The sequence below is a fragment of the Pseudoduganella sp. GCM10020061 genome, assembly GCF_042683405.1.
Taxonomy (GTDB): domain Bacteria; phylum Pseudomonadota; class Gammaproteobacteria; order Burkholderiales; family Burkholderiaceae_D; genus Telluria.
Window position 1 is genome coordinate 120476 of the sequence record NZ_JBHUJS010000012.1, and the last position, 14786, is coordinate 135261.

Sequence of the window (14786 nt, forward strand, 5' to 3'; positions counted from 1 at the left end):
GCAAACTCAGTTGAGGAAGATCGTGATCGGCGTGGCCAGCATGTCCAGCGCGAAGCCGGCGGCGATGTGGAATGGCGCAATGAGGTAGCCCAGCGAGTGGGTCAGCATCAGCGCGATCAGGATGACGAACCCGTACGGTTCGATCATCGCAAACTTGTTCCCATAGCGCGGCGGCAGGATGCTGGTCATGATGCGGCCGCCATCGAGCGGCGGAATCGGCAGCATGTTCAGGGCGAAGAACAGCAGGTTGGCGTTGATACCGGCCTGGGCGACCTTGAGCGGGAACGGCTCGCTGACGCCGGCGCCGATCATCAGCAGGCCCAGGACCATCCAGCCGAACGCCATCGCGAAATTCGACGCGGGGCCGGCCAGCGCCACGTACGCCATCTGCTTGCGCGGATTGCGCAGCGCACTGTAATTGACCGGCACCGGCTTGGCGTAACCAAAGAAGAACTGCCCCTGCGACATCGCGAGCACGACCAGCGGGATCACGATCGTGCCGAGCGGATCGATGTGCTTGATCGGGTTGAGGCTCATGCGCCCCTGCGCGTACGCGGTCAGGTCGCCGAAATACTTGGCGGCGTAGGCGTGGGCGGCTTCGTGGAGGGTGATCGCAAAGATAACAGGCAGTGCATAGACGGCGACGGCCTGGATGATTTCGTTGTAGTTCATTCGGTCGATTCTAACAGAGCGCTACCGTCCGTCGTCCCTGCAGCGGCAGGGATATTTGCGGGGAATGGACAAAGTATGGAGGGCGGATTCAGAGGCCGAACGCGGCGGGATCGCCCCGCCCTTCGCGCACCAGCACCGGTTCCGCACCGGTCAGGTCGACCACGGTGGTCGGCTCCATGCTGCACGAGCCGCCGTCGATGATCAGGTCGACCAGCTTCGAGAGCCGGTCGGCGATGTCGTCGGCATTGTTCAGCAACTCGCCGTCGATGATCAGGGTGGCGCCCAGCAGGGGCTGTCCCAGTTCGCCCAGCAGCGCGTGTGCGATCGGATTCTCGGGCACGCGCAGGCCGATGGTCTTGCGGGACGGATGCGAGAGGCGGCGCGGCACCACGCGGGTGGCTTCCAGGATCACCGTGTACGGACCCGGCGTGACCGCCTTGAGCATGCGGAACTGGCGGTTGTCCACGCGCGCGTACTCGCCGATCTCGGACAGGTCGCGGCACAGCAAGGTGAGATGGTGCTTTTCGTCGATGCCGCGGATGCGGCGCAGCTTGTCGGCAGCAGCCTTATCGTCCAGGTGGCAGACCAGCGCATAGCAGGAGTCGGTCGGCAGCGCGATCACGCCGCCGCCGTGCAGCACCTGGGCCGCCTGCTTGATCAGGCGGCCCTGGGGATTGTCCGGATGTACCTGGAAGACCTGGGCCATGGCTTGCCGCTTACGCGCGCAGCGACTGCAGCGCGGCGATGCGTTCCTGGATCGGCGGGTGGGTCGAGAACAGCGCGCCGAAACCGCCGCCGCTGCCCGAGATGCCCGAAGCCGCCATCGAAGACGGCAGCGCGCCAGGCTGCAGGCCGCCGAGGCGGGCCAGCGCCTTCTGCATCGGGTAGGCGCTGCCCATCAGGCCCGCCGCACCCGAGTCGGCACGGAATTCGCGCTTGCGCGAGAACCAGGCCACGATGATCGATGCGAGCAGGCCGAACAGGATCTCGCAGATGAACACGGTGATCATGTAGCCGATGCCCGGCGAGGTGTCGTCCGAGTTCTTCTTGAAGATCATCTGGTCGATGAAGTAGCCGACCACGCGCGCCAGGAACACCACGAAGGTGTTCACCACGCCCTGGATCAGGGTCAGCGTGACCATGTCGCCGTTGGCGATGTGCGCCACTTCGTGGGCCAGCACCGCTTCCACCTCGTCGCGCTCCATGCTCTGCAGCAGGCCGGTCGACACGGCGACCAGCGAGGAGTTCTTGAACGCGCCGGTGGCGAAGGCGTTCGGCTCGCCGTCATAGACCGCCACTTCCGGCATGCCGATGTTGGCGCGCTCGGCCAGCTGGCGCACCGTATTGACGAGCCACAGTTCGGTCGAGTTGGACGGCGATTCGATCACACGCGCGCCGGTCGACCACTTGGCCATCGGCTTGCTCAGCAGCAGAGAAATGATGGCGCCGGTAAAGCCGACCACCAGCGAGAACACCATCAGCGCGCTCATGTTCAGGCCCGCCGGTCCTACCACGCGGCCCACGCCCAATACGCTAAGGACGATCGACAACACCAGCATGACTGCAAGGTTGGTTGCGATAAACAGAATGATGCGTTTCATTTCAGGTGGCCTCCGGCCGGTAGTGAGTGACAGGCTGCTAAGATAAGGGTGCCCCCCGGAAAATTCAAGGGCGATTGCTGAGCTTGGCGACCGCGCGCCGGCGGCGGATCAGACCCAGTCGTGCCAAATCGGCGTCACGCCCGCGGGCAGCGGCGGCAGGTGCGCGAAGTCGACGCGCGTCTCGCCCGGACCGTGGAAGTCGGTGCCGCGCGAGGCCAGGAATCCATACTGCTTCGCCAGCAGCGCGTACTTACCGTACTGATCGGTCGTATGGCTGCCCGTGACCACCTCGATCGCCACGCCGCCCAGCTCCTTGAAGCGGTCGAACAGCGCGCCCTCCACCATCGGCCCGAACTTGTAGCGGCCAGGATGCGCGATCACGGCGACGCCGCCCGCCCCTTTGATCCAGCCGACCGCCTGCTCCAGCGTGGCCCAGCGGTGCGGCACGTAGCCGGGCTTGCCTTCGGACAGATAGTTCTTGAAGACTTCGTTGATGTTGTTGCAGATGCCCCGTGCGACCAGGAAGCGCGCGAAGTGGGTGCGCGACATCAGGTCGGGATTGCCGACGTAGTCGAGCGCGCCCTCGTAGGCGCCCGGAATGCCGGCGGCAGCCAGCTGGGCGCCGATCTCGCGGCCCCGCGCATCGCGCCCGGTGCGGGTGGAGGCCAGGCCGGCCACCAGCTGTTCGTTGGTCTCGTCGATATCGAGGCCGACGATGTGCACCGTCTCGTTGGCGTAGGTGACGGAGATTTCGACGCCGGCCACGAAGCGCATGCCGAGCGCCTTCGCCGCCTCGCGGGCGGCAGGGATGCCGCCGACCTCGTCGTGGTCCGTCAGCGCCCACAGTTCCACGCCGCCACGGTGGGCGTGTTCCGCCACCACGGCGGGCGCAAGCGCCCCGTCGGAGACGGTGGAATGGCAATGCAGGTCCGCTTTCAACATATCGGCACAATTCGGTTCATGAACCGCTATTGTACGCCGCGGGGTCGGGGACTGTCCCCGCAGGGACCTGCTACTCGGCGAGGAAGTCTTCGAGCATCTGCGCCAGCAGGTCCGGCTGGTCGTGGTGCAGCATGTGCCCCGCGTCCGGCATCATCTTCGGGGTGACGCGCGCCAGGTGTCCGAGCCGGCGGTCGATCTCCACGCGCGCCTGGTCCTTCGGCCCCATCCACAGCCACATATTGGTGTCCTCCGCCTCCACCCACAGCACGGGCGCGGTGATCTTGCTCCAGCATGCCATCACCTCGTCGGCGTGGTACAGCAGCGGGCTGTGCTTCTTGTGGTTGGGGTCGCCCAAGATGATCCACTCGCCCGCCTCGTTCGGAGCAGCCCAGTGCTGGGACAGGAAGGCGGCGCGCTCGTCGGACAGGCGCGGATTGGTCTTTTGCAGGCGCGCGGCCACGGCCTGCGCGTCCGGGTAGGTGCGCAGCGTCGGCGGCGTGCGCAGGTCGTCCAGCCAGCCCGCGAGCCGTCCGGGCGCGTCTTCCGGCACCGCTGACTTCAGGCCGAAGCCTTCCAGGTTGATCAGTTTCCTGACCCGGTGCGGACGGACGCCGGCGTACGACGAGACGACGTTGCCGCCCATGCTGTGGCCGAGCAGGTTGACCGGCTCGCTGGGCGAGTAATGGTCGAGCAGCACGTCCAGGTCGGCCATATAGTCGGGGAACCAGTAGGTATCCGAATGCGTGTTTTCGGAGAGACCGAAGCCGCGCCAGTCGGGGGCGATCACGTGCCAGTCCTGCCTGAGGCTATCCACCACGAACTGGAACGAGGCCGAGACGTCCATCCAGCCGTGCACCATGAACAGCTTGGGCGCGCCTTCGTCGCCCCAGTGGCGCACGTGGTAGCGCAGGCCGCGCACGTTGAGGAATTCGGAACGGGATGGTTTCATGGCTCTCTGCAATTGGAAAAGTACGACCGTTCGATTATAGCGCAGTGCGCGCAATGCGTCTGTGATACAGCGGGAGTATCACAGGAGTTCCTGTGATACTTTTCCGGTATCACGGCACCCTCCCCTTGAGATATCCACGCACGCCCCTATATAGAGGGCTGCCGCGAACGGCGCCCCGGCAGGCAGCGTAAAATAGCGTCTTTCCAACCTTATTCTTCCTGCCATGGCCATTTACCAGCTGGGCGAGCACGCGCCCGAGATCGATCCTTCCGCCTATGTGGCCGATTCGGCCACGCTGATCGGCAAAGTGACGCTCGAGGCCAACGCGTCGGTCTGGTCGAATGTGACGATCCGCGGCGACAACGAGCGCATCACGATTGGCGAGAACAGCAATGTGCAGGAGTCCTGCGTGATGCACACCGACATGGGCTTCCCGCTCACGCTGGGCAAGGAAGTCACCGTCGGGCACCAGGCCATGCTGCACGGCTGCACCGTCGGCGACGGCTCGCTGATCGGGATCCAGGCCATCGTGCTCAATGGCGCCCGCATCGGCAAGGGCTGCCTGGTCGGCGCCGGCGCGCTCGTCACGGAAGGCAAGGAATTCCCGGACAACTCGCTGATTATCGGCGCGCCCGCCAAAGTCGTGCGCACGCTGACGGAAGAAGAATCACAGCGCCTGAAACTTTCTGCCCAGAGCTACGCGTTGCGCGGCCAGCAGTACAAGGCGGAACTCACACGCATCGGATAACACAATGACCCAGACCCAAGACACCCTGAAGAAGTTCATCTTCGAGAACGCCGCCGTGCGCGGCGAGCTGGTAGACATTTCCAACACCTGGCGCGAGATCCAGGGACACCACTCGGCCTATCCGCATGCCGTGCGCCGCCTGCTGGGCGAACTGGTGGCAGCCAGCGCCCTGCTCTCGGCCAACCTCAAGTTCAACGGTTCGCTGGTCATGCAGCTGCACGGCGACGGGCCGGTGCGCCTGCTGGTGGTCGAATGCGACTCCGAGCTGCGCGTGCGCGCCACCGCCAAGCTGGCGCCGGACGCCGATATCGCGGACGACGCCAGCCTCGCCTCGCTGGTCAACCAGCATGGCAAGGGCCGTTTCGTGATCACGCTCGATCCGCACGAGAAGATGCCGGGCCAGCAGCCGTACCAGGGCATCGTCCCGCTCGACGGCGGCGACATCGCCACCGTGATCGAGAACTACATGCTGCGCTCGGAACAGATGGAGACGCACCTGTGGCTGGCGGCGAACGACAGTGTCGCGCGCGGCCTGCTGCTGCAGAAGCTCCCGCGCCATAGCGGCAGCGGCGCCGGGCCGAAGCAGGCGACCGAAGCGGAAGACCTGGAGACGTGGAACCGCGCCGTCATGCTGGGCAATACGCTGAAGCAGGAAGAGCTGCTCGACACCGACATCGACACGCTGATGAAGCGCCTGTTCTGGGAAGAGACGCTGCGCGTGTTCGATCCGCTGCAGCCGCGCTTTAACTGCAGCTGCAACCGCGACAAGGTCGGCAACATGCTCAAGATGCTGGGCCAGGACGAAGTCGAAGCAGCGCTGTCCGACCTGGGCAAGCTGGCGATCAACTGCGACTTCTGCGGCAAGCACTACGAGTTCGACAAGGTCGACTGCGCGCAGCTGTTCGCGGCGCCCGAGCCGGTGCAGGCGCAGCTCCACACCAGCTCAAACGTCAAGCACTGACCCGCCGCTGCGGCGCAGGCCGGGCCCACGCGGCCGCGGCCTGCGCCTCGGATACTCAGCATCGATCCCAGCATTCGCCGGGATGATGGATCAGTGCCCGAAATGGCCTAGCAGAATCCCGCGATAGCGCTTCCGATACACGACCGCAGCTGCGGCCAGCATCAGCACCAGCCCGATCACGAAGATGAACTCCGAGCTGCCCTTGGTGACCACCGGCAGCGCGCTCGAACGCATCACCGCCGCATCGTAGCGCCGGTCGAACGTGGCGCCGATCACCAGCCCCTTCTCGTTGATCGCATTGGTGAGGTTCAACCCCTTGCCGCCTCGGTGCACGGCCATCTTGTTGTCGCGCCAGACGAAGGACATGCGCTCATCGCCCACGATCACCGTGCCGACCACATGCCCCTGGTTGTTGATCCCGGTGGCGAAGCTGTTGCCGAACCCGATCACCGCACCCAGGTCCACCATGCGCTTGCCATCGTGGACGAATGCGTGCCAGCGGCGCTCCCTGGTCTCGGATGCGCCGACGATCACTCCATGGTCGTTGATCGCAGTGGCTGCACTGGAGCGGCCACCCAGCGTGCCCAGCTCCACCATGCCGCGTTTCTGATCGTAATAGAAGGCGCGGCGGTAGCCGTCCTGCAGCGCGGCGGTGCCCACCACCTGCCCCAGGTTGTTGATGTCGCTCGCGTAGCTCACCTTGCCGCCGAAGGTGCCCAGGTCGGTCATGGCGCCGCCCACGCGCTGCACGAACGCGTGCCATTCGCCATTGGCGGTGTCCGCAAAACCGACGGCATCGCCATGCTGGTTCAGCGCCATGCCGTAACTGCTTGGGCCGCCCAGCGTATCGAGCACCTTCATGCCGCCGCTGCGGTCGAACAGGAAGGCGCGCCAGGTGCTGTCCTCCTTGCGCGCCGAGCCGACGATGAGGCCGTGGTCGTTGATGGCCTTGGCGTCGCTGAACTTGCCGCCAAGCGAACCGAGTTCGATCAGCTTGCCCTTGTCGTACAGGACGCCGCGCTGGTTGCCATCCTCGTCCTCGAGTACCGCGGCGACCTGGCCGGCGGCGTTGACATCGAAGGCGACGGTCTGTTCGCCCGCCGGGGGAACGATGCCGAGGGAATGGGCTGCACCGGAGGCGTTGCCGCCCAGTGCGATGAACAGGATGGACACGCAACAAGACAACGCAGCTCGCACAGGCGGCTCCTTTCAGGGGGCACAGCGATGGGAAAATCTATTGCTGAGACTCAGGGTACATGAGTTGACCAGCAGTTACAACCTGGCATTGGATCGTACCGGCCGCGCCCGGCGCGAGGACCAGCCTGCTGCGGCCAGGGGCAACAGCCCGCCGAGCAGCAAGGCCCAGGTTGCCGGCTCCGGCACAGGCACGACTTCCCAGTAGACGGTGAAGCGAACGTCCGAGGCCGCCACGTTCGACAAAGGCGGGACCTTGTGCTCCTGGAGGTTGCCGCTTTCATCGTAGTAGTTGTAACGGGTATACGCGCCGTTGGCGTGCACCATCCCCCACATGTCAATAGCGAACCGCGGTGCCACATCACCGCCCCCGGGCACCGTGACGTCGAAGGTCTGTATGCCGTTCACGTTGTTGATCTGCACGTTCCCCGTAGCTGGGCCGTAGATCCCGAATTCAGAGTTATTCGAGGCGAATCCGTCCCGGATATTGAATGCACCCGGCCCCGGTATTCCCGGCTGCATTTGCGCAGTCAATGTGCCGCTGAGTTCGTATCGGGTGATTGCGTAGCCAGGCCGCGGAGCTATCCAGAGCGTAAGCGAATAGTCCTCACTGACGCCGAAGCTCCCACCCGAGACAGCATCGAGCAGGGAAAGTCCGGTCACGGAAAATACCGTGGCGCCGGCAGCATCGGACACCAGCACCAGCGGAATTGACTGGGGTTCGGAGTCCTCAAACATGTCGGTGACGCTGAACGCCTGGAAATCGGCCGGCGGCGTCACCGTTTGCGCAGATGCTGCCGGAACTGCGAGGAAAAGTCCCCATGACACGACCAGGGCGTTCAGGATTCGCATGATCACCTCCAAAAATTGGATTGAGACGTGGCAGACGCGTTGGTACAAATTTCCTCGGGAAACACAGGGACCGGGACGGCCCGTCTGCAGCGCCGACCCGGCGAACCGCGCGAAACGCAATCAGGAAGTCATGCGCTCCCAGCCATGGCGCACGGCGGCCTTGAAGTTTTCCCACGCCGAGCCCGGATGCTGGCGTTCCCAGTCGCTGCGCAGGCTAGTCTCGGCATCGTCCCACTGGCGGCCGCGATAGGTATTGTTGCCGGCCATGGTGTAGCCATATTGATAGGCGGGCGCGTATTCGTCGTACGAGCGGCCGGAACTCGCGTAGTTCGATTGCCAGTGCGAACGGAATTGCTCATCGTCAGGTTCGCTGTAGGTCTGGCTTCCCACCTGCGCGCGGCTCGGCAGGTCGTCCCCGAGCCGGGTGTCCCCACGCTGGAACAGGCGCACACCGCCGCGGTCGAGCGAGCGCATGCCCAGGCCCTGGTCCTCGTCCACCTCGGTGAATGCGCGTGCGGCATCCGCGGCCGAACCCTGTACCGAACCTGCGCTTTGCATGCGCTGCTGCGAGGCGCCGCCCGGCGATCCCTGCAGGCTGCCCGACCCCGACTGCATCGACGCGCTGGCCTGCCGCGACATCGCGGTGCTCGCGGCAGCGGCGCCGGTCCAGCCGCCAGTGGTCCACTGGCCCTGGCGCTCGTCGATATCGATCGGACCGCATGCTTCGACCAGGTCGGCTGCGCGTTCGATCTCTTCCTGGGTATTGGATTGCACGGTCAGCACGACATGGCCGCGGCTGACGGCTTCGGCGTAGACATGGCGGTCGTCCTCCTCGCCAAACAGGCCGCTGAAGAAGTCGCGCACGCTGTCCATGAAGCTGCGGTCCTCGTCAGGCGAGCGGGTGGTGGTCGTGGTGGCGCTGGTCGCGCTGGTGTCGAGCGAAGAATCGGCGTTGCCCATGTCGCTCGCGTCGGCGTAGCGCGAGTTCGTATCGTTCAGTCGGATGCAGGAACGGTCGAAGCCTGCATTGATAAGCTGGTCGCGGGCGCCTTCGGCATCCTTGCGATCGTCGAATACTGCAGCTAGCGTATGTGCCATGAGGGTAGCTCCTGTCGTGTCGAAGTTGAGTCGGAAGGTGGCGCGCGTGCGCTGCGGCAGCGTGTCATGTCGCGCCCGGTGATGGGACGAGTCTATGCCGGGATGGTCAGCAGCAGCGCCCGCTTGCCCTCTGGCACGCTTGTGCGCGCGGGCTGCAGGCGTGGCAAGGCAATGGCGTGCGCGCCGAAGGTCGCGGCCAGCGAAAGCTTGATGGAGGGAGGAGATTACTGCGCGGGTGCGGGCGCCGGCGCCGCGGCCGGTGCGGCGCTTGCGGCAGGCGTGGCGGGCATGCCGCCCACCACCTGGATGAAGACTTCGTCCTGCTTGATCATGCCCAGCTCATAGCGCGCACGTTCCTCGACTGCGCCGGTGCCGTCCTTGAGGTCGCGCACTTCGGAGTCGAGCTTGGCGTTGCGCGCCTTGAGCTGTTCATTTTTCTGGTGCGCTTCTTCGACCTGCGCCTCGAGATCGAACACGCGCAGCCAGCCGCCCTTCCCCAGCCACAGCGGGTACTGGATCAGGATCAGCAGTGCTGCCAACGCGAGCGTAATGAGGCGCATGGTCTTGGAAGGCTTGGATTACTTCAGGTTGTAGAACGCGTCGCGGCCCGGGTAGCTGGCGATGTCGCCCAGGTCTTCCTCGATGCGCAGCAGCTGGTTGTACTTGGCCATGCGGTCCGAACGCGACATCGAGCCGGTCTTGATCTGCAGGGCGTTCAGGCCCACGGCGATATCGGCGATGGTCGAGTCCTCGGTCTCGCCCGAGCGGTGCGAGATCACGGCGGTGTAGCCGGCGCGCTTGGCCATTTCGATCGCGGCGAAGGTCTCGGTCAGGGTGCCGATCTGGTTGATCTTGATGAGGATCGAGTTGGCGATGCCCTTGCGGATGCCTTCCTTGAGGATCTTGGTGTTGGTGACGAACAGGTCGTCGCCCACCAGCTGCACCTTCTTGCCCAGCACGGAGGTCAGGTAGGCCCAGCCTTCCCAGTCGCCTTCGTGCATCGCGTCCTCGATCGAGATGATCGGGTACTTGTCGCACCAGGTCGCGAGCAGGTTGGTGAAGTCCTGCGCGGACAGGACCATGCCCTCGCCTTCCAGGTGGTACTTGCCGTCCTTGTAGAACTCGGACGCGGCGCAGTCCAGGCCCAGCGCGATCTGCGTGCCCGGCTCGTAGCCGGCCGCCTCGATCGCCTGGATGATCAGCTTGATCGCCTCTTCATGGCTGGACAGCGACGGTGCGAAGCCGCCTTCGTCGCCCACGGCGGTGGTCATGCCCTTCTCGTGCAGGATCTTCTTCAGCGTGTGGAACACTTCCGCGCCGTAGCGCATCGCTTCCTTGAAGCTTGGTGCGCCGACCGGGATGATCATGAATTCCTGGATGTCCAGGTTGTTGTCGGCGTGCGCGCCGCCGTTGATGACGTTCATCATCGGGACCGGCATCTGCATCGAGCCGGAACCGCCGAAGTAGCGGTACAGCGGCAGGCCGGCTTCTTCGGCGGCGGCCTTGGCCACGGCCATCGACACGGCCAGCATCGCGTTCGCGCCCAGGCGCGACTTGTTCTCGGTGCCGTCCAGGTCGATCAGGGTGCGGTCGAGGAATGCCTGCTCGTTCGCATCCAGGCCCATGATGGCTTCGGAGATTTCGGTGTTGATATTCTCGCAGGCTTGCAGCACGCCCTTGCCGAAATAGCGGCTCTTGTCGCCGTCGCGCAGCTCGATCGCCTCGCGCGAACCGGTCGACGCGCCCGACGGCACTGCCGCGCGACCCATCACGCCGGACTCCAGCAGCACGTCGCATTCCACGGTCGGATTGCCGCGCGAATCAATGATTTCGCGGCCGATAATATCAACGATAGCACTCATGTGAATCTCCAAAGGATAGAAATAGAAAGGGCGGTCCGCGAACGGACCGCCACTGATCTGGAGTGGAAGGCCTCCCGGCGCACCGGCATTACGCGCGGAAGTCGGACTCGAGGAAGCCTGCCTTCTTGACCACGCGGTCGATCTCGACCAGGGTCGTGAGCAGTTCTTTCATGCGGCCGAGCGGCACGGCGTTCGGGCCGTCCGACATCGCATTGGCTGGATCAGGGTGGGTTTCCATGAACAGTCCCGCCACGCCCGCCGCCACCGCAGCGCGCGACAGCACGGGGATGTGCTCGCGCTGGCCGCCGGACGAGGTGCCCTGGCCGCCCGGCAGCTGCACCGAGTGGGTCGCATCGAACACCACCGGGCAGTTCGATTCGCGCATGATGGCGAGCGAACGCATGTCGGACACCAGGTTGTTGTAGCCGAAGGAGGCGCCGCGTTCGCAGGCCATGAACACGTCGTCCGGCAGGCCGGCATCGCGCGCGGCGTTGCGGGCCTTGTCGATCACGTTCTTCATGTCGCCAGGCGCCAGGAACTGGCCCTTCTTGATGTTGACCGGCTTGCCCGAGCGCGCGCAGGCCTCGATGAAGTCGGTCTGGCGGCACAGGAAGGCCGGGGTCTGCAGCACGTCCACCACCGATGCCACCACAGGGATCTCTTCCACGGTGTGCACGTCGGTCAGGACCGGCACTCCCAGCTCGCGGCGCACGTCGGCCAGGATCTCCAGGCCTTTTTCCATGCCCGGGCCGCGGAAGGACTTGCCCGACGAGCGGTTGGCCTTGTCGAAGGACGACTTGTAAATGAAGGGGATGCCCAGCGCGGAGGTGATTTCCTTGAGCTGGCCGGCCGTGTCCATCGCCATCTGGCGCGATTCGATCACGCAGGTGCCGGCGATCAGGAAGATCGGCTGGTCGAGGCCGACGTCGAATCCACAGAGCTTCATGCTACATCTCCTTGCAGTGCAGGCGCGGTATTGGCCGCTTCCTTGTTTGCCGACTGGTGCGCCAGTGCGGCCTTGATGAAGGACGAGAACAGCGGATGGCCCTGGCGCGGGGTCGACTTGAACTCGGGGTGGTACTGCACGCCCATGTACCATGGGTGCACGCTGCGCGGCAGCTCCATGATCTCGCACAGGTCTTCGGTCGGGGTGCGGGCCGAGACGATCAGGCCGGCCGCTTCGACGCGCGACAGGTAGTGGTTGTTCGCTTCGTAGCGGTGGCGGTGGCGCTCGGTGACGACGGAGCCGTAGATCTCGGCTGCCAGCGTGCCCGGCTTGACCTCGCAGGTCTGCGCGCCCAGGCGCATGGTGCCGCCCAGGTCGGAGTTCTCGTCGCGCTTTTCGACCTTGCCGTCATGGTTCTGCCACTCGTTGATGAGGGCGACCACCGGCTGGTCGGTTTCCAGGTCGAACTCGGTCGAATTCGCATTCGGCAGGCCGGCCATGTGGCGCGCGTATTCGATCAGCGCGACCTGCATGCCCAGGCAGATGCCCAGGTAAGGAATCTTGTTCTCGCGGGCGTACTGCGCGGCCAGGATCTTGCCTTCCACGCCGCGCTTGCCGAAGCCGCCCGGCACCAGGATGGCGTCGTACTTGGCCAGGTGCGCGCAGCCCTTCTCTTCGATGACCTCGGAGTCGAGGTACTCGATGTTAACGCGGCTTTCGGTGTGGATGCCGGCGTGGCGCAGCGCTTCGGTCAGCGACTTGTACGATTCGGTCAGTTCGACATACTTGCCGACCATGCCGATGGTGACCGAGTGCTTCGGGTTTTCCAGCGCGTGGATCAGCGACGACCAGACCGACAGGTCGGCCGGCGGCGCTTCGAGGCCGAGCGCTTCCAGGATGATGGCGTCCAGGCCCTGGTCGTGCAGCATCTGCGGCACTTTGTAGATGGTATCGACGTCCCACACGGAGATCACGGCCTGCTCTTCGATGTTCGAGAACAGCGAGATCTTGGCGCGCTCGTCTTCCGGGATGCGGCGGTCGGCGCGGCACAGCAGCGCGTTCGGCGAAATGCCGATCTCGCGCAGTTTCTGCACCGAGTGCTGGGTAGGCTTGGTCTTCAATTCGCCGGCGGAGGCGATGAACGGCACCAGGGTCAGGTGCACGAACGCGGCGTTCTTACGGCCGGCGCGCAGCGACAGCTGGCGCGCGGCTTCCAGGAACGGCAGCGACTCGATGTCGCCGACAGTGCCGCCGATCTCGACCAGCGCCACGTCCACGCCTTCGGCGCCGCGGTAGATAAAGTCCTGGATCTCGTTGGTGATGTGCGGGATCACCTGGACGGTCTTGCCCAGGTATTCGCCGCGGCGTTCCTTGCGGATCACCGATTCATAGATCTGGCCGGTGGTGAAGTTGTTCACCTTGCGCATGCGGGTGCTGATGAAGCGCTCGTAGTGGCCGAGATCGAGGTCGGTCTCGGCGCCGTCGTCGGTGACGAACACTTCGCCGTGCTGCATCGGGCTCATGGTGCCGGGATCCACGTTAATGTATGGATCGAGCTTGAGCATGGTGACTTTGAGGCCGCGCGATTCGAGGATCGCGGCGAGGGAGGCAGCGGCGATTCCCTTGCCCAGGGAAGACACCACACCGCCAGTAACGAATACAAATTTGGTCATTTGCTAGGGTGTGCCAGAACGGCACGCGCGGGAAATTGAAATTATACCGTATTTGGACCGCTCTGCCTCACCCCGTTGTCAAAAATATGCCTGCGCAGCAGGGGCTTCTGGCTGCCCCTCCGAGGTTGTAGTCCGTCCGCCAGCGTCACCCGCGGTCAGCGGACAATGTCGCCGCTGTCGACCTGGCCGTGGCGGACCTTGGTCCAGCCGGACCCGGTGCGGCGCTCGAAATCGTTGAACGGCGACGGCAGCCCGTCCGCGTCGAAGCCTGGCCCGTTCTTCAAGTCGTAATGCAGATGAACCAGGAAGGCGTCGCCGGAGAATCCCATCGCACCGACCCGCTGCCCTGCCCTGACCATGTCGCCGGCCTTGACCGTGACGCTGCCGTTCTGCAGGTGGGCAAGCAAGCTGATCTCGCCATTGCCGTGATCGATCTCGATATGGTTGCCCCACATGAGGGACGGATCGGCGATGAACTGCTCGCGCGAGAATGGCGGGCGCTTGCCTTTTCCGTTATCCGGCAGGTTCGAGACCGTCCGTAATACCTTGCCGGCAGCCGGAGCCGTCACCGGCTTGCCCCAGCCATACCAGTCTTCGTTGCGTGAACCGTCGCCCTTGTACATTCGGCCCTGCTCATCGGTCACGACGAAGTCGTAGCTGTAGCGCATGAAGTTGCGCTTCCATTTCAGCGCCTGCGCCATTGGGTCCAGCAGCGGCAGGCGGCGGTGATGGCCGTAGAAGTCGTGGCCATCGTGGACCAGCACCTGGCCCTGCACCGGCAGCGCCAGCTTTGCCTTCGGTGTGTAGACGAGGGGCTGCACGGACGTTACGGCCTCGTACTTCGCACTGGTGTCGCCAACATCGAATTTGAAGTGGAAACGCATGTCCTTCAGCTGCAGGTCGGAAGGGAACGCGAACAGCGGATTGAACACCAGCTGGCTCCGGCCCGGTTCGACTACGCGGTTTGGGACCACCAGCACGCTCATGCCGTTGGTGCCGACGCGGTACTGCGCGACCAGCTGCTTCGATGCGTCCAGCACGGAGACTTCGACCTCGGACAGCTCCACCGTCTCGGCGCTCTTGTTCTCGATGAGGAAGTCGATGTTGAGCAGCTGCTGGCCGTCCTTGCCGCGTTCGACCAGCGGCCGCGCGGGCTGCACCGAGACGTCGACCGGGCCGGCCAGGACCAGGGTACTGAGGGTTGCAAGGGCCAGGACTGCGTAGTGCGATCTGCGCATCGTTCATTCTCCAGTAGGTTGTGGCCCGGGCGGGCATTGACGTTACCATA

Annotated in this window: 15 protein-coding genes; 2 read left to right on the top strand and 13 right to left on the bottom strand. The window is 64.7% G+C overall.

The genetic code is table 11. The annotated features are described in order from the left end of the window. Nucleotides 1-6: 6 nt before the first annotated feature. The 5 genes from ACFSQR_RS16270 to ACFSQR_RS16290 form a co-directional block, all read right to left on the bottom strand. Entirely contained in the window at nucleotides 7-672 is a 666-nt protein-coding gene (locus tag ACFSQR_RS16270) for a site-2 protease family protein (protein WP_377731029.1), read from the bottom strand. An 88-nt stretch (nucleotides 673-760) separates the two neighbouring features. After that, nucleotides 761-1378 (bottom strand): L-threonylcarbamoyladenylate synthase, encoded by a 618-nt coding sequence (locus tag ACFSQR_RS16275; RefSeq protein ID WP_377731031.1) that lies wholly within the window; start codon nucleotides 1376-1378, stop codon nucleotides 761-763. Nucleotides 1379-1388: 10 nt separating this feature from the next. Then, complete coding sequence (gene htpX / locus ACFSQR_RS16280) at nucleotides 1389-2273, bottom strand: protease HtpX (protein WP_377731032.1); 885 nt, start codon at nucleotides 2271-2273, stop codon at nucleotides 1389-1391. A 108-nt stretch (nucleotides 2274-2381) separates the two neighbouring features. Further along, entirely contained in the window at nucleotides 2382-3215 is an 834-nt protein-coding gene (locus ACFSQR_RS16285; RefSeq protein ID WP_377731033.1) for a 3',5'-nucleoside bisphosphate phosphatase, read from the bottom strand. 70 nt (nucleotides 3216-3285) lie between these two features. Then, nucleotides 3286-4164 carry an alpha/beta hydrolase gene (locus tag ACFSQR_RS16290; RefSeq protein ID WP_377731034.1) on the bottom strand — a complete coding sequence of 293 codons (879 nt, stop codon included), beginning with the start codon at nucleotides 4162-4164 and terminating at the stop codon, nucleotides 3286-3288. A gap of 223 nt (nucleotides 4165-4387) precedes the next feature. On the opposite strand from ACFSQR_RS16290, the gene ACFSQR_RS16295 reads away from it, so the two are divergent. Beyond that, nucleotides 4388-4912 (top strand): gamma carbonic anhydrase family protein, encoded by a 525-nt coding sequence (locus ACFSQR_RS16295; RefSeq protein ID WP_377731035.1) that lies wholly within the window; start codon nucleotides 4388-4390, stop codon nucleotides 4910-4912. A 4-nt stretch (nucleotides 4913-4916) separates the two neighbouring features. Then, nucleotides 4917-5873 (top strand): Hsp33 family molecular chaperone HslO, encoded by a 957-nt coding sequence (hslO, locus tag ACFSQR_RS16300; protein ID WP_377731037.1) that lies wholly within the window; start codon nucleotides 4917-4919, stop codon nucleotides 5871-5873. Between the two features lie 90 nt (nucleotides 5874-5963). Here hslO and ACFSQR_RS16305 read toward each other — a convergent pair whose 3' ends face one another. The 8 genes from ACFSQR_RS16305 to ACFSQR_RS16340 form a co-directional block, all read right to left on the bottom strand. Further along, nucleotides 5964-7046 (bottom strand): DUF3466 family protein, encoded by a 1083-nt coding sequence (locus ACFSQR_RS16305; protein ID WP_377731038.1) that lies wholly within the window; start codon nucleotides 7044-7046, stop codon nucleotides 5964-5966. Nucleotides 7047-7145: 99 nt separating this feature from the next. Continuing rightward, nucleotides 7146-7919 carry a PEP-CTERM sorting domain-containing protein gene (locus ACFSQR_RS16310; protein WP_377731039.1) on the bottom strand — a complete coding sequence of 258 codons (774 nt, stop codon included), beginning with the start codon at nucleotides 7917-7919 and terminating at the stop codon, nucleotides 7146-7148. Nucleotides 7920-8039: 120 nt separating this feature from the next. Beyond that, complete coding sequence (locus ACFSQR_RS16315) at nucleotides 8040-9017, bottom strand: hypothetical protein (RefSeq protein ID WP_377731040.1); 978 nt, start codon at nucleotides 9015-9017, stop codon at nucleotides 8040-8042. A gap of 224 nt (nucleotides 9018-9241) precedes the next feature. Further along, nucleotides 9242-9577 carry a cell division protein FtsB gene (gene ftsB, locus ACFSQR_RS16320; RefSeq protein WP_377731041.1) on the bottom strand — a complete coding sequence of 112 codons (336 nt, stop codon included), beginning with the start codon at nucleotides 9575-9577 and terminating at the stop codon, nucleotides 9242-9244. A gap of 18 nt (nucleotides 9578-9595) precedes the next feature. Then, the gene (gene eno, locus ACFSQR_RS16325; protein WP_377731042.1) at nucleotides 9596-10879 is read right to left on the bottom strand and encodes a phosphopyruvate hydratase; all 1284 of its coding nucleotides are present in this window, start codon (nucleotides 10877-10879) and stop codon (nucleotides 9596-9598) included. An 88-nt stretch (nucleotides 10880-10967) separates the two neighbouring features. Next, on the bottom strand, nucleotides 10968-11825 hold the full coding sequence (gene kdsA / locus ACFSQR_RS16330) for a 3-deoxy-8-phosphooctulonate synthase (RefSeq protein WP_377731043.1): 858 nt from the start codon (nucleotides 11823-11825) through the stop codon (nucleotides 10968-10970). Further along, complete coding sequence (locus ACFSQR_RS16335; RefSeq protein WP_377731044.1) at nucleotides 11822-13498, bottom strand: CTP synthase; 1677 nt, start codon at nucleotides 13496-13498, stop codon at nucleotides 11822-11824. Before ACFSQR_RS16335 ends, kdsA begins: the two co-directional genes overlap by 4 nt. A 155-nt stretch (nucleotides 13499-13653) precedes the next feature. Further along, complete coding sequence (locus tag ACFSQR_RS16340) at nucleotides 13654-14736, bottom strand: M23 family metallopeptidase (protein ID WP_377731045.1); 1083 nt, start codon at nucleotides 14734-14736, stop codon at nucleotides 13654-13656. Between the last annotated feature and the right edge of the window lie 50 nt (nucleotides 14737-14786).

What these genes read in the sequence shown, in the direction of transcription:
- ACFSQR_RS16295 (WP_377731035.1), top strand. Translation starts at nt 4,388, where the DNA reads ATGGCCATTTACCAGCTGGGCGAGCACGCGCCCGAGATCGATCCTTCC.
- ftsB (WP_377731041.1), bottom strand. Translation starts at nt 9,577, where the DNA reads ATGCGCCTCATTACGCTCGCGTTGGCAGCACTGCTGATCCTGATCCAG.
- hslO (WP_377731037.1), top strand. Translation starts at nt 4,917, where the DNA reads ATGACCCAGACCCAAGACACCCTGAAGAAGTTCATCTTCGAGAACGCC.
- ACFSQR_RS16340 (WP_377731045.1), bottom strand. Translation starts at nt 14,736, where the DNA reads ATGCGCAGATCGCACTACGCAGTCCTGGCCCTTGCAACCCTCAGTACC.
- ACFSQR_RS16275 (WP_377731031.1), bottom strand. Translation starts at nt 1,378, where the DNA reads ATGGCCCAGGTCTTCCAGGTACATCCGGACAATCCCCAGGGCCGCCTG.
- ACFSQR_RS16315 (WP_377731040.1), bottom strand. Translation starts at nt 9,017, where the DNA reads ATGGCACATACGCTAGCTGCAGTATTCGACGATCGCAAGGATGCCGAA.
- htpX (WP_377731032.1), bottom strand. Translation starts at nt 2,273, where the DNA reads ATGAAACGCATCATTCTGTTTATCGCAACCAACCTTGCAGTCATGCTG.
- ACFSQR_RS16285 (WP_377731033.1), bottom strand. Translation starts at nt 3,215, where the DNA reads ATGTTGAAAGCGGACCTGCATTGCCATTCCACCGTCTCCGACGGGGCG.
- ACFSQR_RS16290 (WP_377731034.1), bottom strand. Translation starts at nt 4,164, where the DNA reads ATGAAACCATCCCGTTCCGAATTCCTCAACGTGCGCGGCCTGCGCTAC.
- ACFSQR_RS16270 (WP_377731029.1), bottom strand. Translation starts at nt 672, where the DNA reads ATGAACTACAACGAAATCATCCAGGCCGTCGCCGTCTATGCACTGCCT.
- ACFSQR_RS16310 (WP_377731039.1), bottom strand. Translation starts at nt 7,919, where the DNA reads ATGCGAATCCTGAACGCCCTGGTCGTGTCATGGGGACTTTTCCTCGCA.
- kdsA (WP_377731043.1), bottom strand. Translation starts at nt 11,825, where the DNA reads ATGAAGCTCTGTGGATTCGACGTCGGCCTCGACCAGCCGATCTTCCTG.
- eno (WP_377731042.1), bottom strand. Translation starts at nt 10,879, where the DNA reads ATGAGTGCTATCGTTGATATTATCGGCCGCGAAATCATTGATTCGCGC.
- ACFSQR_RS16335 (WP_377731044.1), bottom strand. Translation starts at nt 13,498, where the DNA reads ATGACCAAATTTGTATTCGTTACTGGCGGTGTGGTGTCTTCCCTGGGC.